Genomic DNA, 26,273 nt, shown 5'->3' on the forward strand with positions numbered 1-26,273 from the left:
GGGAGATTCCACTTGATGCGCTCGACGCTGCGCAAGACCGTACTGACGCTGACCGCTCTCGCTGCCGGCTTCGGCATCGCGACGGCCGCGCCGGCCTCGGCCCAGGCCGCGCCGACCAAGTCCTGCGTCACCGGGGACAAGCTGGTGCCCAGCTGCGGTGTGCTGTGGGGCGCCGCGGCCGGCGGGTTCACCGGCAAGCCGCGCGACGCCGAGCACCGCGCCTGGGAGAAGACCAGCGGGCGGGACGCGACGATCTTCCACACGTACCACAAGGGTGACGAGAAGTTCCCGACCGACGCGGAGATCGCGATGGCCCGGGACAAGGCGCACCCGCGGGTGCTGCTGCTGAACTGGCGCGTCGAGTACGGCAGCACCTGGGCCGCCGTGGCCGCGGGCAAGCAGGACAAGCGGATCGACGCGTTCGCCGCCCGGCTCAAGAGCAAGTTCACCGAGAAGTTCTTCCTGGTGCTCAACCATGAGCCGGAGGACGACGTGCGTACCGACGCGAAGTCGGGCATGACGGCCAAGGACTTCGCCAAGTCGTTCCGGCACGTGATCCAGCGGCTGCGCGCGCAGGGTGTCGGCAACGCGGTGAGCGTCGTGGCGTACATGGGCAGCGAGAAGTGGATGGCTCAGTCCTGGTGGAAGGACCTCTACCCGGGCAACGACGTCGTCGACTGGATCGGCCTGGACTCGTACGTCAGCTCGGAGAAGAACTACTACCACGCGGGTGTGTTCAAGGACCTGCTGGACCGTAAGGCCAAGGGCGGCACCGGCTTCTACGACTGGGCCACCACCAACCACGCCGCCAAGCCGATCATGGTCGCCGAGTGGGGCGCGTACCACCGCCTCGGCAAGGTCGTCTCGAAGGTCGCGCAGTTCGACAGCGTCCTGCCGGAGCTGGCCAAGCGCCCGGCGATCAAGGCGATCGTCTACTTCGACACGAAGAAGGACCTGTTCGGCGACCGCGACATCAGCATCGACAGCACCCCGGCGTCGCTGGCCTCGTTCCGCAAGCTGGCCGCGAACCCGCTCTTCAACGTGACGGTCCGCTGACCCCTGTTCCACCACGAGCCGCCCGGCATCCCTGCCGGGCGGCTCGTCCCGTTCCCACCCTGCACACGGTCCGGCATCCCACCGGACCGCTCATCCCGTTCCCACCCTGCACACGGTCCGGCATCCCACCGGACCGCTCATCCCGGTGCGGCCCTGCACACGATCCGGCATCCATCGGATCGCTCGCCCCGCTCACACCCTGCACACGGCGGCATCCCTGCCAGGCGGCTCGTCCCCGCCCTTCGCACGGTCCGGCTTTGCGCCGGACCGTGCGTTCCGCTGCGGTCAGCTCGACGCGGAAGGCGCGGGGGTCGCGGTTGACGGTGCCGTTCCGCCATTTTGGGTACGGCCGTCGCCCTGCCGTCCGCCCCGCCCGTCCCCGCGCCCGCCTCCGCGCTGTTCGCCGCCGAAGCGGCCGTCCGCGCGGCCTCCCGGGCCGAACCGGCCGTCGCCAGGACCGGATCGACCGTGGTCACCGCCGTGGTGACCGACGACGGCCGCGCCGACCGCGGTGATGCCCGCGCCGAGAACACAACCGAGGATCAGCGCGACCCCGGCCAGCAGCGGGGCCCGCCGACCACCCCAGCGGCCACCCCGGCGGCCGGGGCCCTGCGGCGGGCCGGCCGGGACATAGGCCAGCCCCGGAGGCGGAGGCGGCGGCTGGTTCCCGCCGGTGCCGATCGGGACGTAGGCCCAGCCCGGCGGAGGCGGCGGCAGGGTGGGATCCCCGGCGACCGCCGAGGTGTAGGCGGGCTCCGGTGTCGTGACCGGTGCCGTCGCGGCCGGCGTCGTTGTGGGTGGTGCCGTTTCGGCGGGTGGGGTGGTGTGGGCCGGGTCGGCGAGGTCGCGAGTCTCGTCGGCGGCCGGGGTGGGGGTATCGGGCCGGTGGCCCGGATTCTGATCGGTCATGAGGGGCTCCGTGTTCATTGCATACTTCGGCGGCCACCATCAGCGTCGCCCGGGCGCTTAAGACCAGCGGACGGTGCTCGTAAGAAACGACTAAGAGCGCACGCGAAGCCGCGGGAACCAATCGCCGGTGGGTGCCGACTAACCAGCTACCCGACGAGAAAGATCTACTGACGCCATGACGAAACGCCTCCTGCTCGCCCTCGCCGCCGTCCTCACGATGCTGGTTCCGGCCGCACCGGCCTGGGCACACAACGCGCTCGCCGAGGCGACGCCGGCCAAGAACGCGACAGTGAAGAAGGCGCCGGCCGCGGTCAAACTGCGGTTCCTGGAGACGCTGCCGGACTCCACCAAGCTCTCCGTGACCAGCGCCGACGGCACCACCCCGGCCCAGTCCGAGCCGAAGATCAGCGGTGCGACCATCTCGGTGACCTTCACCGAGCCGCTCGCCAACGGTGAGTACACCGTCAACTACCAGGTCGCCGGGGAGGACGGGCACCTGACCAAGGCCTCGTACAAGTTCACCGTCGCCGGACCGGTCGCCTCGTCCGCACCGACCTCGGCCGCGCCGTCCCCCTCGTCGGCGGCACCGACCAGCGCCGCCACGGTCGCCCCCGCCGTGGCGGAGGACCTCAGCCCGGCCGCCGACGACAGCAACGGCCCGTGGCTGGGCCTGGCCGCCGGTATCGGCATCCTGGCTCTGGCCGGCGCGGCCGCCTTCGTCTTCATCCGCCGCCGCCGCGCGGCCGGCGAATAGCCGCAGCCACGAGACGGCGCCTCCCCTCCCGGCCGGCCCTGATCGGCGGGCCGTCCCGCGGCGTGGAGGCCGATCGCCCGGGGCCGGCTGACTGAGGCTGCCGGTCGCGCCCCGGGCCGACCTACCGGCCAGGGCTTGGCTGGTTGCGCTCATCGGCCGGGCTCCGGGACGGGTGGGCGGCGAGGGCGGACGAGGCCCGCGTTGAAGGCGGCGACGACGAGCTGGGCACGGTCGCGGGCGGCGAGTTTCGCCATCAGGTGGGTGATGTGGGTCTTCACCGTCTTGACCGCGATGACCAGGGCGACGGCGATCTCCTCGTTGGAACGGCCACCGCCGATCAGCGCCAGAACGTCGACCTCCCGGGTGGTCAGCCCGCGCAACGGTGGCGCCGGCCGGACCGCCCGGGGCGCGCCGACGTAGTGCTCCACCAGCCGGCCCAGTATCGAGGGCGAGAAGAGCTTTTCACCCCGATGGGTACGCCGGATCGCGTCCGCCAGCGCCTCCGGCGGAGCGTCCTTCAGTAGGAAGCCGGACGCACCCGCCTGCAGTGCCGCATACACGTAGTCGTCCAGCTCGAACATGCTCAGCACCAGCACCCGGGACGCGGCGAGAACCGGATCCGCGCAGATCCGCCGAGTCGCCTCGAGCCCGTCGAGATACGGCATCCGAACGTCCATCAGCACCACGTCAGGCCGGGTCGCCCGCGCCTGGACGATCGCCTCGACCCCGTCCCCCGCCTCACCGACCACGGTCAGGTCCGGCTGGGCGCCGAGGACAGCGGCGAGGCTCGCCCGGAGCAGCGCCTGATCATCGACGAGCAGCACACGCACGCTCCCCCGGGAGCCGACGCCCGCCCCTTCCCGCGCACCGCCCCTCACGCCATCCGCCACGACCGGCACACCACGCCCCACGCCATCCGCCCCTATCGGCACACCACGCCTCACGCCCTCTCCTACTTCCTGCAGGCCACGCGCCGGGGCGCACGCCGCGCCCGGATGCCGGGCGGTCTGGACGGGGCCGTGAGTCATCGGGAGGCCTCGTCGGGAATGCGGGCGGTGACGCGGAAGCCGCCCTCGACCGGCTCGGCGACCAGGGTGCCGCCGAGACTGCTGACGCGTTCGCGGAGGCCGAGGAGGCCATGACCGGCGCCGGGGGTCGCTCGCCAGCCCGTGGAAGCCGGGCCGTCGTCGGCGACGACCACCACCACGACGTCGCCGTCACGATGCAGCTCGATGTCCACATCGGTCGGACCGGCGTGCCGGACCACGTTGGTGAGTGCCTCGCGCACCGTCCGGCAGACGGCGACCTGCACGCCGGGCGACACGTCGCCGACCGGCTCGGCCGCCAGCCGGGGCCGCAGGCCTGCGGCGGAGGCCCAGTCGATGATCGTCGGCAGCGTGCCCAGATCGTCCATCGGGGCGCGGGGCGCGGCCTCCGTGGACGGGCCACGCAGCACGGTCAGCATCCGGCGCAGCTCGGCGGTGGCGTCCCGGCTGGTCTGCTCGATGTCGGTCAGTGCCGCTGCGACCGCCGGCGGTTTCGGCAGGTGCCGAGTCGCGGCCGCGCGCACGGTGATCAGACCGAGTCCGTGCGAGACGAGATCGTGCAGGTCACGGGCGATCCGCAGCCGCTCGTCGAGCACTGCCTCACTGGCCGCCCACGCGGTCAGCCGGCGCTCATAGCTCGCCCGGTCGGCCCGCCAGCGGCGCAGCGCCCACACCGCGGCGGCCACGGCGCCGCCGCCGATCAGCGGCGGGATGAACCGCGCGGCCGGGCCGGAAGCGCCGACCGTGCACATGGCCATCACCAGGATCACGGCGACGGCGGCGACGACCGGGACGGCTCGGGACCGCCAAGCGGGACGCGGGTGGATGCTCACCCGCCCGACTGTAAACCTCGGACCAGGGTCGTAGACGGCGCCGGAAAACTCGGATCTGGGTCCGATGTGGGCGGTCGCCGAACCCGGTTGACTCAAGCCTGTGATCGCCATCGACCGACTGCGCAAATCCAAGAACCGGACCCGGATCCTGCGGGATGTCAGCTTCGAGGCCCGCCCCGGCCGGGTCACCGGCTTCCTCGGGCCGAACGGCGCCGGCAAGACCTCGACGCTGCGCGTCCTGCTCGGGCTGGACCGGCCGGAGAGCGGCACCGCTCTGGTGAACGGGCGGCCCTACGCCTCCTGGCCGCGTCCGCTCACCATGGTCGGCGCCGTGCTGGACGGCAGCGGCGCGCACCGCGCCCGCAGCGCCCGTGCCCACCTGCGCTGGGTCGCCGCCAGCAACGGACTGCCCCGCGGCCGGGTCGGCGAGGTGCTCGACCTGGTCGGCCTCGCCGGCGACGCGCGCAAACGAGCCGGCCGGTTCTCGCTCGGGATGAGCCGGCGGCTGGGCCTGGCCACCGCCATGCTCGGCGACCCACCGATCCTCGTCCTCGACGAGCCGGTGAACGGTCTGGATCCGGCCGGCATCCGCTGGATCCGGGACTTCCTGCGGACCAGTGCCGCGGAGGGCCGCACGGTGCTGCTGTCCAGCCACCTGATGGGCGAGCTGGCCGAGATCGCCGACGACGTGGTGGTCATCGACCACGGCCAGGTGGTGGCCCACGGCACCGTGGCCGAGGTCACCGGTGAGCACCGCACGCTGGAGGACGCGTTCTTCGCGCTGACCGCGGAGGCGGGGCGCACATGGCCGGCATGATCCGGGCCGAGCTCGGCAAACTCCTCGGCCTGCCGACCGCGCGGGTGGGACTGGTGCTGGGGGTGTTGATCGCGCCGTTGCTGGTGCTGGTGAACGCGCCGGCCACCCGCGCCTCCCTCGCCGACGGCACGTTCGGCGACCCGACCGACCTGGGTTTCCGCAATCTCGGGATCGGCCTGCTCGGCGCGCTGATCCTCGGCGTCGTCTCGGTGAGCAGTGAGTACACGTCGACCGGCGAGGACTCCCCCGGAGTCCGGCAGCTGACCGTGACCCTGGCGGCGATGCCCGACCGGACCCGTCTGCTGATCGCGAAAGCGACGGCCCTGGTCGCGGTGGTCACCGCGCAGGGCGTGGGCACCGCGACGGCAACGCTGGGCCTGACCGAGCTGGTGCACGGCGAGGCGGTCCCGGCGCCGAGCCCGGCCCGGGTGGCGGCGGCGGTCCTCTACTGGGTGCTGACCACTCTGCTGGCCTTCGCCCTCACGCTGATCGCCCGCAACGGCGTGGTCACCCTGACCGTCCTGATCCTGAACAGCTCGGTGGTCTCGCTGTCCTACCTGCTGTACAAGGTGACGCCGCTGGCCGCCTACCTGCCGGACATCGTCGGCGCTCACATGTTCATTCGCGGCATGGACCTGGCAGAGCGGATCCCACCGGTCACCGCGGGCCTGGTGATGAGCGCCTGGGTCACGGCGTTCCTGGCCCTCGCCGCCGTCATATTCCACCGGCGCGACGCATGACCGATCACTCGCGATGCGCTGTGACAACACGCCCCGGCCACCGGGCCGCCGCCGCGGGCCTCACCGCGATCATCCGTGCCGAGGTGGGCAAGGTGGTGACCCTTCCCGCGCTGCGCATCACCGCGCTGCTCACCTGGGCGGGCGCGCTGCTCCTGATCCCGGCGCATGCGGACGGGCGGCAGGTGCTGCAGTTCGCGCAGGCGGGATTCCTGGTGCTGGGGGTGTTCGCCACGACGCACGAATATCAGGCGGGTGGGCAGATCAGGACGACTCTGCTGGCCGTGCCCCGGCGCCTGCTCCTCGTCGCGGCGAAGGTGGCAGCGCTGACCGCTGTCGTCGTCCCGGTCGCCGGCGTCGTGGCGTTCACCGCCATGGCACCGGGCGGCGACGCGGCCCGGGTGCCGGCCATGAGCGCCTACCTGACGCTGACGACCCTGCTGGCCGCGGCGGTGGGTCTCACGCTCCGGCACACCCTCCCCGCCGTGACCGTCATGCTCTCCACCTACCTGATCGCGAGCCCGGCGCTGCGCGCCCGTCTGCCGGACGACGCCGCGGCATGGCTCCCCGACACCGCCCTGGTCGACCCGCCTCACGGCACGGTCACTTTGCTGCTGTGGGCCGCAGCCACCTCTGCCCTGGCCACGACAACCCTGCACCTCCGCGATGCCTGACCCCGGCCCGCAGCACGCCGCTGCGACTCGAGGCTGCGGGCAGCGGCTCGGGCCCACCGCTCACAGCCCGCCGCACCCATACCGCCACGCGCGGCCCGCCGCACGGACGCCGCCGCGCCCAGCCCGCCGCACGCACGCCGCCGCGCCCAGCCCGCCGCACGCACGCCGGCACGCGGCGGGCCGCCGCCACGCGCGGCCCACCGCCACGCGCGGCGCATGGCAGTGGCGGGGCGAGTGCCTTCTGTGCGAGATCACATGCGGGGAGTGACGGACGGCTTGAGGTGAGCGAGCCTCGGGATCGGAGCAAGGATGAAAGTTGCTCGCATGGTGTTCGATGTCGTCCACAGGTTCGGGGGGACCGCATGTAAACGCGTCGTTCGAGTGACGATCAGGCCTGCGACCCCCGTCGTTCACTTTCGTGCGGGTGGAGAAACGGTAGATGGCACAGCGTCACTCACTTGCGGAGATCCGCGAGCGCACCTACAAGAGCCGGGATGCGTGGTGGACCGTCTGGCTGGTGGATCCGCTGGCCGCCCGGCTGGTCTGGCTGGTCTCGCCGTGGCGGGCGGTGACACCGAACCGGCTCACCTTCGCGGCGTTCCTGATCGGGCTGGGCTCGGCGGCCTGCTTCTGGCACCAGGGGTATTCCTGGCTGCTGGCCGGCGCGGCGCTGTTCCACCTGAGCTTCGTGCTCGACTGCATGGACGGGAAGATCGCCCGGCTGAACGGGACCGGGTCGGTCTTCGGCGCGTGGCTCGACTACGTGTTCGACCGGCTGCGCGTGCTGGCCTGCGCGATCGGCCTGTTCGGCGGGGAGTACCACCGCACGCACGACCTCGACTGGCTGTGGCTCGGCCTGCTCGTCATCTTCCTGGACATGTTCCGCTACCTGAACGCCCTGCAGATGGGCAAGGTCAAGGGCGACATGCGCAAGCGCCTGGCCGCGGCCGGCGCGGAGCTCGAGGAGCCGGCGGAGAGCGCCGACGGCGACGACCTGCAGGGTGACTTCCGGCAGAAGTTCGGCCGGTTCGCCGCGGTCCGCCGGTTCCTGGTCGAGAACCGGATCCGGGTGCACCTGATCAGTGGCATCGAGTTCATGATGTTCGTCTTCATCGTCGGCCCGGTGCTCGACCAGATCAAGGTCACCACGATCGTGATCTCGCTGGGCATGCTCGCCTTCGAACTGCTGCTGATCTACAAGTTGTGGACCAACACCAAGAGCTTCGCCCGCCGCCTGGCGAAACTGGAAGCCGCCGGCGCCGCGGCCGCCGTGGACAGCCTGGAGCACACGAGCGCCTGACCACACCCCGTCGAGAAGGCACCCCGCGAGCCGGGGTGCCTTCTTTTGTTGATCCGCCACCGGCAGACCACTGGGGACCAGGCAGAACGTCCACCGTCCACACCCACCGGAGTCTATGAGATTGGTAAACAGCGCTCGATGCTCTTTACGTCACCGACACTGCTTGGTAACTTCCTGAAACAAGTTGCAAGGACTTGCATGGAACTCCCCCGGAACCGGCCCGCTCACCAAGCTCGTCGATTCCGAGGGTTGCGCCACCCCGGGGCGAAACCCCCCTCACCACCCGGGTCGGGTCCCGATAACGGCAGTTCACCGTCGCTGTCAGGGCCGGGAGCGCGCCGCACACCGACATCACGCCGGGTGAGCGAGCCGCTCCTGAAAGAACTTTCAAACGCCCCACCTGTCCTCAGCAGAAAGCGTCCCCACCATGCGAAAGAGAACCCGCACGCTGGTTCTGGGCTCGGTCACCAGCCTCGCGCTGGCCGCCGCAGGCCTGACCGGTGTGAGCCTGGCGTCCACCGCCAACGCCGCCGTCAGCCTCAACAACAGTGACGTGACCGCGAACCTCTGGGAGTGGAACTTCGACTCCATCGCGACCGCCTGCACCACCCAGCTGGGCCCGGCCGGGTACGGCGCGGTCCAGGTCGCCCCGCCCCAGGAGTCGGTCACCCTCGCCTCCACCAGCGACGGTGCCCACCCGTGGTGGGAGGTGTACCAGCCGGTGTCGTACAACATCTCCGGACGGCTGGGCACCCAGGCCGAGTTCACCAGCATGGTCACCGCCTGCCACAACGCCGGCGTCCGGGTCTACGTGGACGCGGTGATCAACCACATGGCCGGCGCGAACAACACCGTGACCACCGGGTACGGCGGCTCGACGTTCAGCCCGACCGGCTACTCCTACCCGGCGGTGCCGTACTCGTACAGCGACTTCCACCACCCGAACGACGGCTACTGCTCCGACAGCGACGGTGTGATCGACGACTACAACAACGCGTCCGAGGTGCAGAACTGCGAGCTGGTCGCACTCTCCGACCTGAAGTCGCAGGACAGTGGCGTCCGTACGAAGATCGCCGGTTACCTGAACAAGCTCGTCGACTGGGGTGTCGACGGTTTCCGGGTGGACGCCGCCAAGCACATGGCCGCCGGCGACCTGTCCGCGATCAAGGGCCAGCTGCACACCACCGTCGAGGGCAAGGCACCGTACTTCGCCCAGGAGGTCATGCCGGGCGGCAGCGGTGACATCGCCGCGTCGGCCTACACCGGCATCGGCGACGTGCTCGGCTTCTCCTACGCGTACGGCCTGAAGACCCAGTTCGCCAACGGCACGCTGTCGAACCTGTCGAGCATCCCGTCGTGGAGCCTTGACGCGTCGAGTGACCTGACCGCCGCCATGGTCACCAACCACGACCTGGAGCGCAACGGCAGCACCCTGCGCTACCAGGACGGCAGCACGTACACCCTGGCGAACTACTTCCTGCTGGCCTACCCGTACGGTCAGCCGTTCCTCTACGACGGTTACTCCTTCTCCACCTCGGCCACCGGCGCCTCGCCCCCGGCCGACTCCAGTGGCTTCGTCACCGACACCAGCTGCGGCAACGGCGCGTGGCAGTGCCTGACCCAGAGCACCGGGGTCAAGGGCATGGTCGCCTGGCGCAACACCACCCAGTCCGCGACCACCGCGGCGAACTGGACGAACACCGCCAGCAACGTGATCGGCTTCAGCCGGGGCTCGCTCGGCTGGTTCGGCGTGAACCGGTCCGGCAGCGCGTCCACCGCGACGTACACCACCGGCCTGGCCGACGGCACCTACTGCGACCGGATCACCGGCGGGGCTTCGACCAGCGGCTGCGCCGGCACGGCGATCACCGTCGCGTCCGGCCGGGCCTCGGTGACCATCCCGGCGAACGGCGCGGTCGCGATCGACGTGAACGCGAAGTCCGGCGCGGGCACCACGTCGCCGACGGCCAGCCCGACCACGAGCCCGACGGTCAGCCCGACCCCGTCGACCAGCCCGACCAGCAGCCCGACGGCGAGCCCGACCAGCAGCACCGGCACGGTCCAGGCGACCTTCAACGTCTACGCCCCGACCACCACCGGCACCAACGTCTACGTGGTCGGCTCGACCACCGCGCTCGGCGCCTGGGACCCGGCGAAGGCGGTCGCCCTGTCGGCGAGCGGCTACCCGGTCTGGACCGGCTCGGTCGCGGTCCCGGCGAGCGGCAGCTTCGAGTACAAGTACCTGAAGAAGGACGCCGCGGGGACCGTCACCTGGGAGAGCAACGCGAACCGCGCGGTCTCCACCGGCACGTCGGCGGTGAGCCTCACCAACAGCTTCAACCTGGCGAACGCCTCGGCCACCACGGTGACCTTCAACGAGTCGGCGACCACCAGCACCGGCACCAACGTCTACCTGGTCGGTTCGATCGCGGCGCTGGGCAGCTGGAACACCGCGGACGCCATCCCGCTGTCGTCCGCGTCCTACCCGACCTGGAGCCGGGCGGTGGCCGTGCCGCAGAGCACCGCCTTCACCTACAAGTACATCAAGAAGGACGCCGCGGGCACGGTGACCTGGGAGTCCGGCAGCAACCGCGCGTACACGACCGGCACCGCCTCGGCGTACACGATCAGCGACACCTGGAAGTAGCGGCGACGTAATACCCGGAGGTCCGTGCCGCGCGGCACGGACCTCCTTCACAATAAGGTCGTTTATCAGGAAAAATCGCCCAGCACTAGAGGGAGAACCTGTGATGCGACACTGGATCACCGCAGCAGCCGCGACTGCCCTGGCCGCCGCGCTGAGCCCCACCCCCGCAACAGCCGCAGCCAAGACCGGCGGCTACGTCGCGCTCGGCGACTCCTACGCGGCCGGCATCGGCGCCGGCTCCTACCGCGGCACCAGCTGCGTGCAAAGCACCGCCGGCTCCTATCCCCAGCTCTGGGCGAAGGCCAACCCCAAGACCACGCTCCGCTTCCGGGCGTGCAGCGGCGCCACCACCGCCTCGGTCCGCAAGAGCCAGCTCGGTTACCTGACCAAGAGCACCCGCTGGGTCACCGTCACGGCGGGCGGCAACGACGCGGGGTTCGCCGCCACCCTGCAGACCTGCTACCTCGGGGCCGACGCCGACTGTGCCGCCGCGACCCAGCGCAGCACCACCACGATCACGTCCACCCTGCCGAAGGCCCTGGACACGCTCTACTCCGCGATCCGCACGAGGGCACCGAAAGCCAAGGTCTACGTGGTCGGCTACCCCTACCTGGTCACCACCGGCGCCGCCGCGGACTGCTCGTTCAGCGCCGGCCGCCGCACCATGCTGAACGCCGCCTCGGACGCGCTCGCCCAGGTCGTCAAGCAGCGCGCCGCGAAACAGAAGGGATTCGTCTTCATCGACGGGCGCCCGATCTTTTCCGGACACGAGGTGTGCACCGGCAGCCCGTGGATCCACGGCGTCGCAAGCAACCTGGCCGAGTCGTTCCACCCGACGGCCGCCGGGCACCAGGCGTACGCGAAGGCCCTCCGGAAGCGGACCACCTGACGCCGCCCCGCAAGATCCCCCCGGAGCCGCCTGCGTCAGACTTGCGGTCGTGACCACCAGCCCGACCCCTCCGCGGCGCCGGGACGCGGCACGCACCCGGCAGCTCCTGCTCGACGTCGCCCGGCGGCGCTTCGCGACAGCCGGATACGCGGAGACCACTGTCCGTCACATCTCCGACGAGGCGGGCGTCAACGTCGCACTGATCAGCCGCTACTTCGTCAACAAGGAAGGCCTGTTCGAGGCGGCGCTCAAGGCGGGCTTCGCGGAGCTGCGGGCGGCCGCCGGCGACGTCACTCCGGGTGAGGTTCCGGAGACCATCGTTCACCAGGTGATCGGCCAGAGCACCGGCGCCGGGCCGAGCAACAGCCTGCTGCTGATCCTGCGGTCGTCCGGCGACGAGCGTGCCGACCAGATCCGGCTGCGTTTCCTGCACCTGTTCGCCGAGAAACTCGCCAAGGCCGCACTGTTGCAGGGCGGCGATCCGGACATCCTGCGGGCGCAGATCCTGCTCTCCACCGCCATCGGACTGACCCTGATGCGCGCCGCCCACCTCGAGCCGCTCGCCTCCGCCTCCGCGGAAGACCTGACCGCACCGATCCGCGAGATCGTCGAGGTCCTGATCAGAAAAAACCATTCATAGTACGAAGGTGGAGCGCCCGTCCGCAGGCTACGAGCCGAGTCCCTGGTGGTCTCGCGCGACGCCGCGGCCCGCTCCGGCCGCGGCGCGGCGCCGGGTCCCGGCTGTGCCTCAGGGGTGTCTCCGCGGCGCGGAGACACCCCTGAGAGCCAGCCGACCACCGGGAGCGCGGCCGGGCCGGCAGTGGCGCGGTCTGGCGCGAGACCATCAGTGAGCGTGGCTCGTAGCCTACGGACGGGCGCTCGCTATTCGTACAATATGGGGTTTATGAGACCCGCAGCGGAACCACCTCCGGTGCGCCCAGGCGGGCCGCGTCAGCGGTCTCGTCGTCCTGCTGTTCCTGGGACGCGCGTTCGGCCTCGACCCGCAGCCGGTAGTTCTCCACCTCGCGGTCGATCTGGTCCTTGGTCCAGCCGAGGACCCGGCCCATCAGCTCGGCGGCCTCCGCGGCCGACGACGTGCCCCGGTCGAACGTCTCGATCGAGATCCGGGTCCGGCGGGTGAGCACGTCGACCAGGTGCCGGGCGCCCTCGGCCGCGGCCGCGTAGACGACCTCGGCCCGCAGATAGTCCTCGGCGCCGGACAGCGGCCGGGACAGCGTCGGATCCTCTTTGATCAGATCGAGGAGTTCCCTGGTCAGCGAGCCGTAGCGGCCGAGGAGATGCTCGACCCGGGCGACGTGCAGCCCGGACTCCGCGGCGATCAGGCCGCGCCGGTTCCACAGGGCCGGGAAGCCCTCGGCGCCGATCAGCGGCACCTTGTCGGTGCAGCAGCGCGGCACCGAGCGGTTCAGATTGAACACGCACGCGTCGACCGCGTCCCGGGCCATCACCCGATATGTCGTGTACTTTCCGCCGGCCACCACCACCAGGCCGGGCACCGGGCTGCCGACCATGTGCTCGCGGGACAGCTTCGACGTCGACTCCGACTCGCCGGAGAGCAGCGGGCGCAGTCCGGCGTAGACACCCTGCACGTCGGCGCGTTCCAGCGGCGTCGACAGCACCTTGTTGACCTCGGTGAGCAGGTAGTCGATGTCCTTGGCGGACGCGGCCGGGTGCGCCTTGTCCAGGTTCCAGTCGGTGTCGGTGGTGCCGACGATCCAGTGCCGGCCCCACGGGATCACGAACAGCACGCTCGTCGCGGTCCGTAGGATCAGCCCGGTCGACGACTGGATCCGATCACGCGGCACCACCAGGTGGATGCCCTTGGACGCGCGGACGTGGAACTGCCCGCGCTCGCCGACCAGCGACTGGGTCTCGTCGGTCCACACCCCGGACGCGTTGATCACCTGCTGGGCGCGGATCTCGAAGGTCCGGTCGTGTTCCAGGTCGCGGACCCGGACCCCGGTGACCCGTTCGCCCTCCCGCAGGAAGCCCACCACCTCGACCCGGTTCGCGACGTGCGCGCCGTACGCGGCCGCGGTCCGGGCCAGGAACATCGTGTGCCGGGCGTCGTCGAGCTGCGCGTCGTAGTACTGCAGCGCGCCGACCAGCGACTCCTTGCGCAGCGCCGGGCAGGCCCGGAGCGCACCCCGGCGGGTCAGGTGCCGGTGGTGCGGCAGGGCACCGGACATCGCCATGGTGTCGTAGAGCGTGACGCCCGCACCGGCGTAGAGCCGCTCCCACCCGCGGTGCTTGAGCGGGTAGAGGAACCGCACCGGCCGGGCCAGGTGCGGTGCCAGCCGGGAGAGGATCAGCCCCCGTTCCCGCAGCGCCTCCCGGACCAGTCCGAAATCGAGCATCTCCAGGTAGCGCAGACCGCCGTGGATCAGCTTGCTGGACCGGCTGGAGGTGCCCGAGGCGAAGTCGCGCGCCTCGACGAGCCCCACGGAGAGTCCCCGTGTGACCGCGTCGAGCGCGCAACCCGCACCGACCACTCCCCCACCGATCACCAGCACGTCGACCTCGGTCGCCTCGAGCGCGGCCAGGGCGGCGTCCCGCTGGGACGGAGAGAGTGCTGTCATGTCAGTCCACGTCCACCCAGTCGAGGGTCCGCTGCACCGCCTTCTTCCAGCGGCCGTAACCCTGTTCGCGCTGGTCGGACGACCAGCTCGGCTGCCAGCGCTGCGACTCGTTCCAGTTCTCCCGCAGCTCGTCGGTGTTCTTCCAGAAGCCGACCGCGAGCCCGGCCGCGTACGCCGCGCCGAGCGCCGTGGTCTCCGCGACCACCGGCCGGCTGACCGGCACACCCAGCACGTCGGCCTGGATCTGCATGCAGAGGTTGTTGACGGTGATCCCGCCGTCGACCTTCAGCACGTCCAGGGTGACCCCGGAGTCCTGTGCCATCGCGTCGACCACGTCCCGGGTCTGGTAGCAGATCGACTCGAGGGTGGCCCGGGCGATGTGCGCGTCGGTGTTGAACCGGGACAGCCCGACGATCGCGCCCCGCGCGTCGGAACGCCAGTACGGCGCGAACAGCCCGGAGAACGCCGGCACGAAGTACACGCCACCGCTGTCCGGCACCTGCGCGGCCAGCGACTCGCTCTGATCGGCCGAGCTGATGATGTGCAGCTGATCCCGCAGCCACTGCACGGCCGAGCCGGTGACCGCGATCGAGCCCTCCAGGGCGTAGACCGGTGCGGCGTCGCCGAACTTGTAGCAGACCGTGGTGAGCAGCCCGTTCTCCGAGCGGACCAGGTTGGTGCCGGTGTTCAGCAGCATGAAGTTGCCGGTGCCGTAGGTGTTCTTGGCCTCGCCGGGGCTGAAGCAGACCTGGCCGACCGTGGCGGCCTGCTGGTCGCCGAGGTCACCGGTGAGCGGGACGTCGCCGCCGAGCGGGCCGTCGACGTGCGCGACGCCGTAGGTGTTCGGGTCCGACGACGGGCGGATCTCGGGCAGCATCCGCCGCGGGATGTTGAAGAACGACAGGAGTTCGTCGTCCCAGTCGAGGGTCTCCAGGTTCATCAGCATGGTCCGGCTGGCGTTCGTCACGTCGGTGACGTGGTTGCCGCCGTTGATGCCGCCGGTGATGTTCCACAGCAGCCAGCTGTCCGTGTTGCCGAACAGCGCGTCGCCGCGCTCGGCCGCCTCCCGGACCCCGTCGACGTTCTCCAGGATCCACTGGATCTTGCCGCCGGAGAAGTACGTCGCCGGGGGCAGGCCGGCCTTGCGCCGGATCACGTCGCCGCGGCCGTCCCGGTCCAGCGCCGAGGCGATCCGGTCGGTGCGGGTGTCCTGCCAGACGATCGCGTTGTAATAGGGCCGGCCCGTGCGCCGGTCCCACACGACAGTGGTCTCCCGCTGATTCGTGATGCCGACCGCGGCCAGGTCGCTCGCGCTGAGATTCGCCTTCTGCATCGCGCTGCGCACCACCGCCCCGGTGCGCTCCCAGATCTCGATCGGGTTGTGCTCGACCCAGCCGGCCCGTGGCAGGATCTGCTCGTGTTCGAGCTGGTGGCGGGCCACCTCGTTGCCACCATGGTCGAAGATCATGAAACGGGTGCTGGTCGTGCCCTGGTCCACGGCTCCGACGAAGTCAGCCACGGTTAGCCTCCACATTCTCCGCGCTTTCGCGCGCCGTCGGGATCTCGCCGACCTCCTGGGGCTCGGCCGACGGCAGGTGTCGTCCGATCAGAGTCTGGTACAGACCGGCGCCGAGAACACCACCGATGATCGGCGCCACGATCGGTATCCAGAAGTAGAGATATCCTGTCTGATCGCGGAACGCGCCCCCGTAGCCGGTGAGGAAACTCGCCAGCCGGGGCCCGAAGTCACGGGCCGGGTTGATCGCGTATCCCGCGTTGGTGCCCCACGCCATGCCGATCGCGACGACCAGCAGGCCGATCACGACCGGGCCCAGGTTGGCGGCCGGCGCGGTGTTGGCCATGTCGGTCAGGGCCAGGATCACGAAGAGCAGGATCGCCGTACCGATGATCTGGTCGCGGAACGCGCCCCACTCACCGACCGGCAGGGTGCCGTTGCCCGGCAGCGTCGAGAAGACGCCCTGGGTCTTGATGGTCAGGCCGGGGTCCGCGGCGTGCAGGACCTCGGTGTAGTTCCAGCGCACCAGCAGCGCGGCGACGAACGCGCCGAGGAACTGGGCGAGCGAGTAGGGCAGGACCTTCCGCCAGGAGAAGCCCTTGAAGACGGCGAGCGCGATGGTCACCGCCGGGTTGAGGTGGGCGCCGCTGATCCGCGCCGCCACGTAGACGCCGAGGGTGACACCCAGGCCCCAAGCCCAGGCGATGCTGTCGTGATCGCCGATGCCACCGGCGACGACCTGCGCCACCACGCCCACACCGAACAGGATCAGAATCAGCGTGCCGGCGAACTCTGCCGCGAGTTCACCGACCAGTCCAGGAACTTTGAATCGTGCGGCCATGCTCCCTCCCTGCTTCCTGCATTGATGCCCTGGACGCTAGGAAGACCGGCAGCCGGTAGCAACGAACAGCGGTCGGCATTGTCGAACATCAATCACGGCGCGTCGTAGCGCGACCGCATAGAGTGCGAAACATGCCGGGAACAGTGCAGTCCATCGAGCGAGCGGCCGCGATCCTGCGGATGCTGGCCGGCGGGCCGGGCCGGCTCGGACTCAGTGAGATCGCTCGATCTCTCGACCTGGCGAAAGGCACCACCCACGGGATCCTGCGCACGCTGCAGGGCGTCGGCTTCGTCGAGCAGGACCGCACCTCCGGGCAGTACCAGCTCGGCGCGGCCCTGCTGCACCTGGGCACCAGCTATCTGGACATCAACGAGCTGCGGTCCCGCTCGATCAACTGGGCGGATCCGCTGGCCGTGCGCAGCGGGGAGGCGGTCCGGATCGGCACCGTACTGGAGGGGCAGGTGCTGATCGTGCACCACGTGTTCCGGCCGGACGACACGTTCCAGACCCTCGATGTGGGGTCTCTGCTGCCGTTGCACGCGACGGCGTTGGGAAAGGTGCTGCTCGCGTATCGAGCCGGCGCCCTTAAAACAGACTTGTCGGCATATACCAGGAAAACTCTTCACCGGAACGCCCTCACCAAGGCGCTGGAGTCCATCCGGGAGAACGGCTGGGCCGCTGACGTCGAGGAACTCACCCTCGGCCAGGCCGCCGTCGCCGCGCCGATCCGCGGCTACGGCGGACTCGTGATCGGCGCGATCGGCGTCTCCGGTCCGGTGGAACGGATCTGCGACAGCCGCTACGCACCACGCCCGCACCTGGTCACCAGCGTGCGGGACGCGGCCCGGGCGATCTCCCGCGAAATGGGAGCGGCCCGGCGATAACAAGGGGGGATCCACCATGTCCGAGCGCTACGTGGTCGCGATCGACCAGGGCACCACCTCGACGCGATGCATCGTGTTCGACCGGCGCGGGCAGTTGGTCTCCCTGGCCCAGCAGGAGCACAAACAGCACTTCCCGAAGCCCGGCTGGGTGGAGCACGACGCCATGGAGATCTGGCGCAACGTGGAACGCCTCGCGCCGCTGGCACTGCGCCGGGCCGGTGCCGGCATCGAGCAGGTGGCCGCGCTCGGCATCGCCAACCAGCGGGAGACCACGGTGATCTGGGACCGGAGGACCGGCGTCCCGATCGGCCGGGCGATCATCTGGCAGGACACCCGGACCGACGCGCTGGTCCACGAGCTCGCCGAGCGGCCGGGCGCCAAGGAGCTCGAGGACCGGTCCGGGCTGCCGCTCGCGACGTACTTCTCCGGCCCGCGGCTGCGCTGGATGCTCGACCACACGCCGGGGCTGCAGGCGCGCGCGGAACGCGGCGAGGTGCTCTGCGGCACCATGGAGACCTGGCTGATCTGGAACCTGACCCGCGGCGCGCACGTCACCGACGTGACGAACGCGAGCCGGACCATGCTGCTCGACGTGCGCACCCTGGACTGGTCGCCCGACGCGCTCGACTTCTTCGGGATACCCCGCGCGATGTTGCCGGAGGTCCGGGCGTCGATCGGCGCGTTCGGCACCGCGTGTGAGGCATTCCCGGGGGTACGGATCGGAGCCGCCCTGGGTGATCAACAGGCGGCACTGTTCGGTCAGACCTGCTTCACCCCGGGTGAGGCGAAATGCACGTACGGCACCGGCAGTTTCCTGCTGCTCAACACCGGCACCGAGCTGGTCCAGCCGGCACACGGCCTGCTCAGCACGGTCGCCTACCAGGTGGCCGGCTCACCCGCCTGCTACGCCCTGGAGGGGTCGATCGCGATCACCGGCTCGCTGGTCCAGTGGTTCCGTGACCAGCTCGGGCTGATCTCCAGCGCCCCGGAGATCGAGACCCTGGCCCGGACCGTTACCGACAACGGCGGCTGTTACATCGTGCCGGCGTTCTCCGGGCTGTACGCACCGCACTGGCGTTCCGAGGCCCGGGGCGTGATCGTCGGGTTGACGTCGTACATCACCAAGGGGCACCTGGCCCGCGCGGTCCTGGAGGCGTCCGCCTGGCAGACCCGCGAGGTGGTCGACGCGATGAACGCCACCTCCGGCCTGACGCTCAAGAACCTCAAGGTGGACGGCGGGATGACCTCGGACAACCTGCTCATGCAGATGATCGCCGACGTGCTGGACGTGCCGGTGGTCCGGCCCCTGGCGGTGGAGACGGTGTCGCTGGGCGCGGCCTACGCGGCCGGGCTCGCCGTCGGATACTGGCCGGACCTGGACGGCCTGCGCCAGAACTGGCACATCGCCGGGCAGTGGCTGCCGGCGATGGACCCGTCCCTGCGCGACACGGAATATGCCAACTGGCGGCGGGCCGTGGAGCGCACCTTCGACTGGATCCAGCCAGGTTAAAAAGCCGGTGCGGCGGCCCGGAGTCCCAGGCAGTGGCCGCAACGCAGCAGCTGCTTGCGGGGCTTGACCGGAAAGAGCGGCACGAAGAACAGGGTGAATTTCGTGGTGCGCAGCAGCCGGGCCTGCGGCGCGTTCCACCCGCACATCTCGCAGGTCATGACCCGGTTGTCGACCAGCTCATCACGGGTGCGCAGACCGAACAGCAGGAAGAACATGCCCCCAGCGTGACACCCCCGCGCCAGGCGTACCGGCACTACCCTGACCGGCATGCGCCTGCCGGAGGTCGAGGAGTTCGGGACGCGGCTGTCCGCCGCCGGCTGGGTCACCGATCTGCTGGTCGCCGGGTCTCTGGCGACCGGCGACTGGATCCGCGGCGTCAGCGACCTCGACCTGGTCGCGATCGTCGACGCGACGCCGGACCCGGCCCGGATCCGCGAGGCGCACGCCGGCGTCGACCCGAGCCTGAACCTCGGCTGCGTCTACGTCACCGCCGACCAGCTGCCCGACCTCGGCGCCGAGCACCCGACCTGGACGCACGGCCTGCTGGTGCGGCGCATCCTCTCCGGCGTCACCCGCGCCGAGCTGGTCCGGCACGGCTACCCGGTGTTCGGCCGGGAGCCGGCCGACCTGCTGCCCCCGATGACCGAAAACGACATCCGAGCGGCCGCCCGCGCCGAACTCACCGGCTACTGGGCCTGGGCCGCCCGCCGCCCCCGGCTCTTCCTCGACCCGGTCCTCGCCGACCTGGCACTGACGTCGATGGCCCGCGGCCGGCACGCGCTCGCACACGGCACCCTGCTCACCAAGTCCCGCGCCGTCGACCGGGCCGCCGCCCCGCCCTGGCTGATCGCCCAGCTCCGGTCCCGCCGCCAGGGCACACCGGCACCGTCACCACGCCTGCGCACCGCCTGGCTCGCCTGGCGCGACACGACCCGCACCGTGCGCACCGCCCGCACCGCTCACGGTCCGCGGCCCGGCGCGGGCTGATCCCGGGGTTCCGGTCACCCCCGATTAGGTACGCGGGAAAGCGCGCCTGATCCGGTCACACCTGGCCGGGAACCGCCGGCTGCGGCGTCGCGCCGTAGCTCGCCCAGGCGGCCTTGCCCAGCCAGGACGCCACCGCCAGCAGACCGAAAAGGGTCATCGGACGGATCGCCACGGCGGCGAACGCCTCCCAGGGCAGCACCGGCAACACCGGCAGGACCAGCGCGCCGACGTCGTATCCCAGCGCCCACAGCACGAACAGGCTGTTCAGCGTCAGCATCCCGAACCCCGCCGCACCCCGGATCCCGAGCCCGATCCGCACCCGGAACGACAGCCACCAGCCCAGCACCGCCCCGCCCGCGCCGAACAGCACCGCCAGGATCATCGCGAGCACCGGCTGGCCGCGCTCCACCCACACCCCGACCTGCTCACCGTGGCCGGCGGCGGTCACCCGCATCACCCAGTCCCCGCGCGCCGCCGTCACCTGGCCGCCACCGGCCTCGCCGACCTCCCAGCCGGCCGCCGTGAGCCGGTCCACGACCGGGTCGATGGTGGTCAGCGGAAGCTCGGCCGAGACGTATCCGGCGTTCCACTCCTCCGAGCCGCCGATCAGGGAGTAGTCCTCCTCGAACCCGTACAGCGGGCCGGAGAGATGCTCGGTCCGCTCCACCACCCCGAGCGGCCGGCTGGGCAGCACCACCTCGGCGATCGCCCGTACCTCGCTGTCGGTCGGCAGGTCACCGGCGGTCTGCCAGCCCAGCCACGAGCCCAGCATGATCGCCACGGCCGCCGTGTTGACGGCGATCCACGCGGCACGAGCGGTCGGCTGCCATCTTGCACGAGTCACAGCGCGGCACCCTCCCAGCCAAGGTCCACATTGTCAAAAGTCGTGTGCCGCCGGTCACCGGGTGGAATCGGCGGGCGGTGGGGTGGGTTCGCGCTGATATGACGACGATCGGACTCATCGGCAGTGGCAACATCGGCAGCACCGTGGCGCGGCTGGCCGTGGCCGCCGGGTATGACGTGGTGCTGAGCAACTCGCGCGGGCCGGAGACCCTGGCCGGCCTGGTCGCCGAGCTCGGGCCGAAGGCCAGCGCCGGCACCTCCGCCGAGGCGGCCGCGGCCGCCGACCTCGTGGTGGTCACCGTGCCGCTGAAGGCCGCACAGGACATCCCGGCCGAGCCCCTCGCGGGCAAGGTGCTGATCGACACGAACAACTACTACCCGGAGCGCGACGGCCGGATCGACGCGCTGGAGGACGGCTCGACCACGACCGGCGAGCTGGTCCAGCGGCACTTCGCCGGGTCCCGGGTGGTCAAGGCGTTCAACAACATCTGGTTCGAGCACCTGGCCGGGCTGTCCCGCCCGGCGGGCAGCGCGGACCGCTCCGCACTGCCGGTCGCCGGTGACGACGCCGCGGCGAAGCTGCTGGTCACCGAGTTCCTCGACAGGATCGGGTACGACACCGTCGACGTCGGCCCGCTCGCCGAGAACTGGCGCACCCAGCGGGACACCCCGGTCTACGTGACCCCGTACGGCCCGTACGGCCAGGCCGGCACCGGGGCGGGCACGGAGGTCGTCCGCGAGCGGGTGGCCGAGGCGAAGCGCTGACCCACCGCGGGCGCCGATAATCACCGGAGATCGGGGAAGTCGACCCTATTCGGGGAATTCCTGGAGCCGGAAGAGCGTGCGAAACTGTCCGCCGGATCGCCGCTCTTCCGCCGAAGGACAGAAATGCGAAAGCGTTTCATCGTCACCGCCGTCGCCGTTCTTCCGCTCGCCGGAATCGGCACGGCCTATGCGATGACCGACAGCCACGGATCACCCACGCCACCGGCGGCCGGGGTGGTGGTGACGTCGGCGCCGCCGTCCACGGCCGTTCCGGTCCGCCCGGGCCCGGACCCGAGCCGGTCCGCGCCGGCGACCGCCACGACGGTCGCGCCCCGCCGGTCGGCCACCACGCGACCGGCGCCGAAGCCGTCGGCCAGCGCGCCGGTGACCGGGCACCCGCCGTACCGGCCGCCGATCACCGGGCAGCCGTTGCGGCCGACCGGGCCGGTCTCGCCGCCGCCACCGCTGGTCACCGTCCCGCCCGATGACGACGACGAGCAGGAGCAGGACCAGGGCGAACCCGGACAGCAAGCGGCCCGCGACCGGCACTCCGATCGCGGGCCTGATGATCAAAAACGGGCGCGCGTCAGAAGTTGACCGCGACGCCGGCCGCCTTGCACGCGGCGGTGAAGTCGGTGCCGGCCTTCTCGAAGCCCGGCTCGGCGGCGGCGGTGATCGGGTCGGCGGCCGCCGCTGCCTTGGCGGCCTCGTCGGCGACGGCCTTCGCGGACACGGCGACCTTGCTGGTGACCACGCTGCCGAGCGCGGTCGTCACCTGCTTGTTGAAGTCGGCCAGGATCGCCTTGGCGTCGGCCGGCGCGATGGTGCCGGAGTTCGCCGACATCAGGGTGACGATGGCCTTCTTCATCGCCTCACCGGCCGTGTTGGTGGCGGTGCACAGCTCCTTGTCAGCGACGCCGGCGGCCTGGTTGCCGCCCGCGTCGGGGTTGCTCTCCGGGTCGAGCACCGGCGCGGAGGACGGCGCCGCCGACGGGGCGATCGCGGCGGCACTGGTGGGGGTGGCGGCGCCGGCCTCGGTCTTGTCATCGTCGGAACAGGCCGCGAGGCTGAGCATGGCGGCGGTGAACAGGACAGCGGAAGTAATCCGGGTACGCATCACCGCGCGTACGCTAATCGATGCCAAATGTAAGATCAAATCCGTTTCCGTCCCACCGCAGCTCGCTGACCTGGGAAAATGCGCTCACTCTTGCTGTGAAGTTCCTGTGACAGGGCACCGCACGGTCAGCGGAACTCGTCGTTCGTGACGTATCGACCGGTCGGTGGGGTCACGGTGCTCCGGTTCGCGCCGGACTCCCAGGTCACCGACCCGTCCGGGTTCTTGATCAGGTACTTGAACTCGACAGCGGTGTTCGGCGGCAGGCTGACGTTCCCGGACCAGATCGGATAGCCGCCCGCCGAGAGCGGCACCGCTTTCGCCGGATCCCACCCGCCCAGAATCGCGAGATTGCCGGCCACAAAGACATTCTGTCCCCACACCGTTTCCCGCCGGACATTGAATGTTCCCGCGATCCGATCGGCCGCACCCGGATGGAAGGTGACCCCAAAACCTTCGATCAAAGACGTTTTTCCGTACGAATAAGCCAGTCCGATCGTCCCGTCCCCGTTCTCGACCCCGATCGTGGCGCTGTTCCCACCGGCGCGCGCCCCGGCGAGATCCTTGTACCGGCACGTCACCCGCCCGTCCGCGTGCAGGATCGCGCTGATCGACAACCGCTGGCCCTCGTCGCCGAAGAAGCGTACGTTGCGCCACTCCACCACGAAGGTGTCCGCGTCCGCGGCGGTGTAGACGCCCGCCGCGGCGTCCACGTAGAGGTCGTCCCAGAACGGGTAGAGCGCGTCGTTCGGCACGGCCGTGTCCGGCAGGTCGGTGTTGCCGTACGCGTAGGTCGCCTGACCGAACCCGATCACTCCGTTGGTACTCACCCACGCGTGGTCGTGACCGGTCCCGTACAGCGGCATCGCGAACGGCAGCGCCACCTCGGCCGCTCCGTCGTCACCACTCAGGTCGAGCCGCGTGACGCCGGCCCGGTACGGCTCCTCGGCGGGCGTGCAGTCGTACCCAAAAGCGTCCTTGACCTGGCTCAACGCGACGTCGGCCGTGACGTTCCCGCGGACCGTGACGGATCGGCTCGTGGCGGCGGCGCAGCCGCCCAGCGGGACCACCGTGAGCTGGTAGTCGCCGTGCGGCGCGGCCAGCCGGTAGACGCCGTCGGCACCGGTGGTGACCGAAACCGGCGTGCCCGCGAGCGTGACCGTGGCACCCGCCGCCGGATCACCGCCGACGCTGACCACGCCGCTGACGATGCCGGACGCGCTCGCGCTCAGCGACACGTCGACCCGCGCCGAACCGTTGTCGGAAACGGACACGTCGGCTTCGTAGGTGTCGTACCCGAAAGCCGTGACCCGCACGTGGTAGCCACCCGCAGGCAGCCGGCCGAACCGGTAGGTGCCGTCCGCCGCACTTGTCGCGCTCCGCGACGCCGGGCCGGTGACGGTGACCGTCGCGCCCCCGATCGCGCTGCCCGCGCCGGTGATCGTCCCGCTGAGCGAGCCGGCCGGACTCGTCGCCAGGCTGACCGCGGCGTAGGCGTCCAGCCGCCCCTGCCCGAACACGTTGTTGTCGGTCTCGGTGCCGCCGCACGACGTGTCCCCGGCATCAATGGCGGTCACGTCCAGGATCTCCCGGGTGGCGGCCACATCCCGGCGCAGCGCCGGCGCGGCCGCCCAGATCAGCGCGACGGTCGCCGCGGTGTGCGGCGAGGCCATCGACGTCCCGCTGTACGAGGCGTAGCCGCCACCGGGCACGCTGGAGCGGACGTCGACGCCGGGCGCGGCGAGGTCCGGCTTGATCGCGCCGTCCTGACCGGTGCCGCGGCTGGAGAACCCGGCGATCGCGCCGTTCACGTCGAACGCCCCGGACGCATAGACGTCGGTGTAGGACCCCGGCGTGCTGGCGGTGGCACAGCCCGGCCCGGAGTTGCCGTTGGAGAACGCCGGAAAGATGCCGGCCGCCACCCAGGCGCGGACCACGTCGGCGTACCACGGGTCGAAGCCGGACGCGCCGCCCCACGAGTTGTTCACGATGTCCGGCGCCAGGTCGGGCCGCGGGTTGGCGCCGTTGCGGTCGGTCGGCGCCACGATCCACTGCCCGGCGGCTAGCAACGCGGACGCGGAGCAGGACATGGTCTCGCAGCCCTTCGCGGCGATCCAGGTCGCGCCCGGGGCGACACCGATGCCGTCCGCGCCGACCATGGTGCCCATGGTGTGCGTGCCGTGGCCGGCGTTGTCACACGGGTTGCCGTCCGGGCAGGTGTGCGCGGGGTCGTACCAGTTGTAGTCGTGCTGGTAGGTGCCGTCGGCCTGGCGTCCGCGGTAGGCGGCGGCGAGGGCTGGGTGGTCGTACTGGACGCCGGTGTCCACGTTGGCGACCACGATGCCCCGCCCGGTGTCGTTCTTCTCCGACCAGACCCGGGGCGCGTTGATCCGGTCGATGTTCCACTCGTTGCCCTGCACGACGGCCTGCGCGCCACCGGCGACCAGGGCGGGCATGGTGACCGGGGTGTCCGGCACGATCTCCTTGACCTCGGCCCGGGCGGCGATCTCGCGCAGCAGGCCGGCATCCCCGGTGACCTTGACGGTGTCGGCGATCCAGAACGTCTCGAAGGTCGCTTTACGCTTCGTGAGCAGGGTGCGCAGGCCGGCCTGGTGCGCGGCAGCCTCGGCGCGGGCGGTCCGCAGGACGGCGGTGGCACGGGCAGCCTTGGTGGTGGCCGTGCGGGCGGCACTCAGATCGATCCTGTCCCGGAGCAGCACCCAGAACGTGCTGTCCCCGCCGTCCGCGACCGCGGCCCGGACGGCCGGATCCACAGTGGCGGGCGCGGTCGGCGCGGCTGCGGCGGGCGGTGCGGTGAGTGTCAGGCCGGCCAGGGTGATGGCCGTGCCGAGGGCGGCAGCGTGCCGCCATCGGTGGTGGCTGTGTCGTGTCATCGCGTCTCCCCCAGAAAGAGCTCGGACAGGCATTGCGGGGGAACGCTATTGAGGCAGCCCTATGCATGCAAGTTCTTGCAGCTCTTGCAGATTGTTTCACACGCGTGACGAATAGCCGTCGATCCGCTGACGTCCCGGTAAATCCGCAGTCCAGATGCGGGTCTCTATCACCCGCAGCACAGATGGAGCAAATTGTCGGCGCCCATTCATGTGATGGAAAGAACGTCACTTGTTGCCAATGTTTCACATTCTTTCATCGTTTCGTCACGACCCCCGAAAGAGCCTCGTGATCGTCAACAGACGAGCACGAGCCCGGCCGAGGGCCGAGCAGCCGGGTTGCGGGACGAGCGGCCAGGCGGCCGGGTTGCGGGACGAGCGGCCAGACGGCCGGGTTGCGGGTTGCGAGTGGTCGGGGTTGGTCGCCAGGCGGCGCAGGCGGCGGTCGCGGATCATCACGCCGGCCCCGGCCCGCACTGGGAACGGTCACCCCAAGCACCAGGCGGCCCGCCGGTTGCGGCGCGCAGCGCGGCCCAGGCTCGCCGGCTGGCGCTGAGGGGTGCCTCAAGGCCACCGAGACACCCCTCAGCACCAGCCGAGCACCGCGACCCGGCATCGGCTGGCGCTGACGGCCGCCTCAAGGCCGCTGAGACGACCGTG

General features: G+C 70.8%; 24 protein-coding genes. 13 read left to right on the plus strand and 11 right to left on the minus strand.

The genetic code is table 11. The features are described 5' to 3' along the window. The first annotated feature begins 15 nt into the window (after positions 1-15). A complete protein-coding gene (locus tag Apa02nite_RS01290; RefSeq protein ID WP_239164041.1) occupies positions 16-1,056 on the plus strand; it encodes a glycosyl hydrolase in 1,041 nt (346 codons plus the stop codon). A gap of 285 nt (positions 1,057-1,341) precedes the next feature. On the opposite strand, the gene Apa02nite_RS01295 is transcribed toward Apa02nite_RS01290, so the two are convergent. Further along, complete coding sequence (locus Apa02nite_RS01295) at positions 1,342-1,965, minus strand: hypothetical protein (protein WP_203823438.1); 624 nt, start codon at positions 1,963-1,965, stop codon at positions 1,342-1,344. 175 nt (positions 1,966-2,140) lie between these two features. Between Apa02nite_RS01295 and Apa02nite_RS01300 the strand changes: the two genes are divergently transcribed. Further along, positions 2,141-2,719 (plus strand): copper resistance CopC family protein, encoded by a 579-nt coding sequence (locus tag Apa02nite_RS01300; RefSeq protein WP_203823439.1) that lies wholly within the window; start codon positions 2,141-2,143, stop codon positions 2,717-2,719. Between the two features lie 149 nt (positions 2,720-2,868). On the opposite strand, the gene Apa02nite_RS01305 is transcribed toward Apa02nite_RS01300, so the two are convergent. After that, on the minus strand, positions 2,869-3,543 hold the full coding sequence (locus Apa02nite_RS01305) for a response regulator transcription factor (RefSeq protein WP_232344097.1): 675 nt from the start codon (positions 3,541-3,543) through the stop codon (positions 2,869-2,871). A gap of 200 nt (positions 3,544-3,743) precedes the next feature. Beyond that, positions 3,744-4,598: a sensor histidine kinase gene (locus Apa02nite_RS01310; protein ID WP_203823441.1), complete on the minus strand. Its 855-nt coding sequence runs from the start codon at positions 4,596-4,598 to the stop codon at positions 3,744-3,746. Positions 4,599-4,698: 100 nt separating this feature from the next. Here Apa02nite_RS01310 and Apa02nite_RS01315 point away from each other — a divergent pair, with 100 nt between their 5' ends. The 7 genes from Apa02nite_RS01315 (at position 4,699) to Apa02nite_RS01345 (ending at position 12,302) form a co-directional block, all read left to right on the plus strand. Beyond that, positions 4,699-5,415, plus strand: a complete 717-nt coding sequence (locus Apa02nite_RS01315) for an ABC transporter ATP-binding protein (protein WP_203823442.1) — start codon at positions 4,699-4,701, stop codon at positions 5,413-5,415. Then, a complete protein-coding gene (locus Apa02nite_RS01320) occupies positions 5,403-6,155 on the plus strand; it encodes a hypothetical protein (RefSeq protein WP_203823443.1) in 753 nt (250 codons plus the stop codon). Before Apa02nite_RS01315 ends, Apa02nite_RS01320 begins: the two co-directional genes overlap by 13 nt. Before the next feature lie 20 nt (positions 6,156-6,175). Next, positions 6,176-6,826 carry a hypothetical protein gene (locus tag Apa02nite_RS01325; RefSeq protein WP_203823444.1) on the plus strand — a complete coding sequence of 217 codons (651 nt, stop codon included), beginning with the start codon at positions 6,176-6,178 and terminating at the stop codon, positions 6,824-6,826. 439 nt (positions 6,827-7,265) lie between these two features. Further along, the gene (locus tag Apa02nite_RS01330; RefSeq protein ID WP_203823445.1) at positions 7,266-8,126 is read left to right on the plus strand and encodes a CDP-alcohol phosphatidyltransferase family protein; all 861 of its coding nucleotides are present in this window, start codon (positions 7,266-7,268) and stop codon (positions 8,124-8,126) included. Between the two features lie 427 nt (positions 8,127-8,553). Beyond that, positions 8,554-10,773 carry a carbohydrate-binding module family 20 domain-containing protein gene (locus Apa02nite_RS01335; protein WP_203823446.1) on the plus strand — a complete coding sequence of 740 codons (2,220 nt, stop codon included), beginning with the start codon at positions 8,554-8,556 and terminating at the stop codon, positions 10,771-10,773. 103 nt (positions 10,774-10,876) lie between these two features. Further along, positions 10,877-11,662 (plus strand): SGNH/GDSL hydrolase family protein, encoded by a 786-nt coding sequence (locus Apa02nite_RS01340; protein WP_203823447.1) that lies wholly within the window; start codon positions 10,877-10,879, stop codon positions 11,660-11,662. 49 nt (positions 11,663-11,711) lie between these two features. Beyond that, a complete protein-coding gene (locus Apa02nite_RS01345) occupies positions 11,712-12,302 on the plus strand; it encodes a TetR/AcrR family transcriptional regulator (RefSeq protein ID WP_203823448.1) in 591 nt (196 codons plus the stop codon). A 262-nt stretch (positions 12,303-12,564) separates the two neighbouring features. Here the strand turns inward: Apa02nite_RS01345 and Apa02nite_RS01350 are convergent, their stop codons facing one another. Genes Apa02nite_RS01350 through Apa02nite_RS01360 form a run of 3 tightly spaced genes read right to left on the minus strand, consistent with a single transcriptional unit; the run spans position 12,565 to position 16,619 of the window. After that, positions 12,565-14,262 (minus strand): glycerol-3-phosphate dehydrogenase/oxidase, encoded by a 1,698-nt coding sequence (locus Apa02nite_RS01350; RefSeq protein ID WP_203823449.1) that lies wholly within the window; start codon positions 14,260-14,262, stop codon positions 12,565-12,567. Between the two features lies 1 nt (position 14,263). Then, entirely contained in the window at positions 14,264-15,781 is a 1,518-nt protein-coding gene (gene glpK / locus Apa02nite_RS01355; RefSeq protein ID WP_203823450.1) for a glycerol kinase GlpK, read from the minus strand. Next, positions 15,774-16,619: an MIP/aquaporin family protein gene (locus Apa02nite_RS01360; RefSeq protein ID WP_203823451.1), complete on the minus strand. Its 846-nt coding sequence runs from the start codon at positions 16,617-16,619 to the stop codon at positions 15,774-15,776. The genes glpK (Apa02nite_RS01355) and Apa02nite_RS01360 overlap by 8 nt, the downstream gene beginning before the upstream one ends. 131 nt (positions 16,620-16,750) lie before the next feature. Here Apa02nite_RS01360 and Apa02nite_RS01365 point away from each other — a divergent pair, with 131 nt between their 5' ends. Next, positions 16,751-17,503, plus strand: a complete 753-nt coding sequence (locus Apa02nite_RS01365) for an IclR family transcriptional regulator (protein ID WP_203823452.1) — start codon at positions 16,751-16,753, stop codon at positions 17,501-17,503. A 16-nt stretch (positions 17,504-17,519) separates the two neighbouring features. After that, positions 17,520-19,013: a glycerol kinase GlpK gene (gene glpK, locus Apa02nite_RS01370; RefSeq protein WP_203823453.1), complete on the plus strand. Its 1,494-nt coding sequence runs from the start codon at positions 17,520-17,522 to the stop codon at positions 19,011-19,013. Here glpK (Apa02nite_RS01370) and Apa02nite_RS01375 read toward each other — a convergent pair. Beyond that, entirely contained in the window at positions 19,010-19,228 is a 219-nt protein-coding gene (locus Apa02nite_RS01375; RefSeq protein ID WP_067690129.1) for a zinc ribbon domain-containing protein, read from the minus strand. The genes glpK (Apa02nite_RS01370) and Apa02nite_RS01375 overlap by 4 nt on opposite strands. A gap of 52 nt (positions 19,229-19,280) precedes the next feature. On the opposite strand from Apa02nite_RS01375, the gene Apa02nite_RS01380 reads away from it, so the two are divergent. Next, a complete protein-coding gene (locus tag Apa02nite_RS01380; protein ID WP_203823454.1) occupies positions 19,281-20,000 on the plus strand; it encodes a nucleotidyltransferase family protein in 720 nt (239 codons plus the stop codon). Between the two features lie 55 nt (positions 20,001-20,055). Here Apa02nite_RS01380 and Apa02nite_RS01385 read toward each other — a convergent pair whose 3' ends face one another. Then, positions 20,056-20,844, minus strand: coding sequence for a hypothetical protein (locus Apa02nite_RS01385; RefSeq protein WP_203823455.1), 789 nt, complete (start codon positions 20,842-20,844; stop codon positions 20,056-20,058). Positions 20,845-20,888: 44 nt separating this feature from the next. On the opposite strand from Apa02nite_RS01385, the gene Apa02nite_RS01390 reads away from it, so the two are divergent. After that, on the plus strand, positions 20,889-21,608 hold the full coding sequence (locus tag Apa02nite_RS01390; RefSeq protein WP_275412415.1) for an NADPH-dependent F420 reductase: 720 nt from the start codon (positions 20,889-20,891) through the stop codon (positions 21,606-21,608). A 185-nt stretch (positions 21,609-21,793) separates the two neighbouring features. Here Apa02nite_RS01390 and Apa02nite_RS01395 read toward each other — a convergent pair whose 3' ends face one another. The 3 genes from Apa02nite_RS01395 to Apa02nite_RS01405 all read right to left on the minus strand — a co-directional run bounded on the left by Apa02nite_RS01395 (position 21,794) and on the right by Apa02nite_RS01405 (position 25,616). Continuing rightward, positions 21,794-22,081 carry a hypothetical protein gene (locus tag Apa02nite_RS01395; protein WP_203823457.1) on the minus strand — a complete coding sequence of 96 codons (288 nt, stop codon included), beginning with the start codon at positions 22,079-22,081 and terminating at the stop codon, positions 21,794-21,796. Positions 22,082-22,194: 113 nt separating this feature from the next. Then, the gene (locus Apa02nite_RS01400) at positions 22,195-22,728 is read right to left on the minus strand and encodes a hypothetical protein (RefSeq protein ID WP_203823458.1); all 534 of its coding nucleotides are present in this window, start codon (positions 22,726-22,728) and stop codon (positions 22,195-22,197) included. Positions 22,729-22,850: 122 nt separating this feature from the next. After that, on the minus strand, positions 22,851-25,616 hold the full coding sequence (locus Apa02nite_RS01405) for a S8 family serine peptidase (protein WP_203823459.1): 2,766 nt from the start codon (positions 25,614-25,616) through the stop codon (positions 22,851-22,853). Positions 25,617-26,273 lie beyond the last annotated feature (657 nt).

Source organism: Actinoplanes palleronii (assembly GCF_016862315.1).
Classification (GTDB): domain Bacteria; phylum Actinomycetota; class Actinomycetes; order Mycobacteriales; family Micromonosporaceae; genus Actinoplanes; species Actinoplanes palleronii.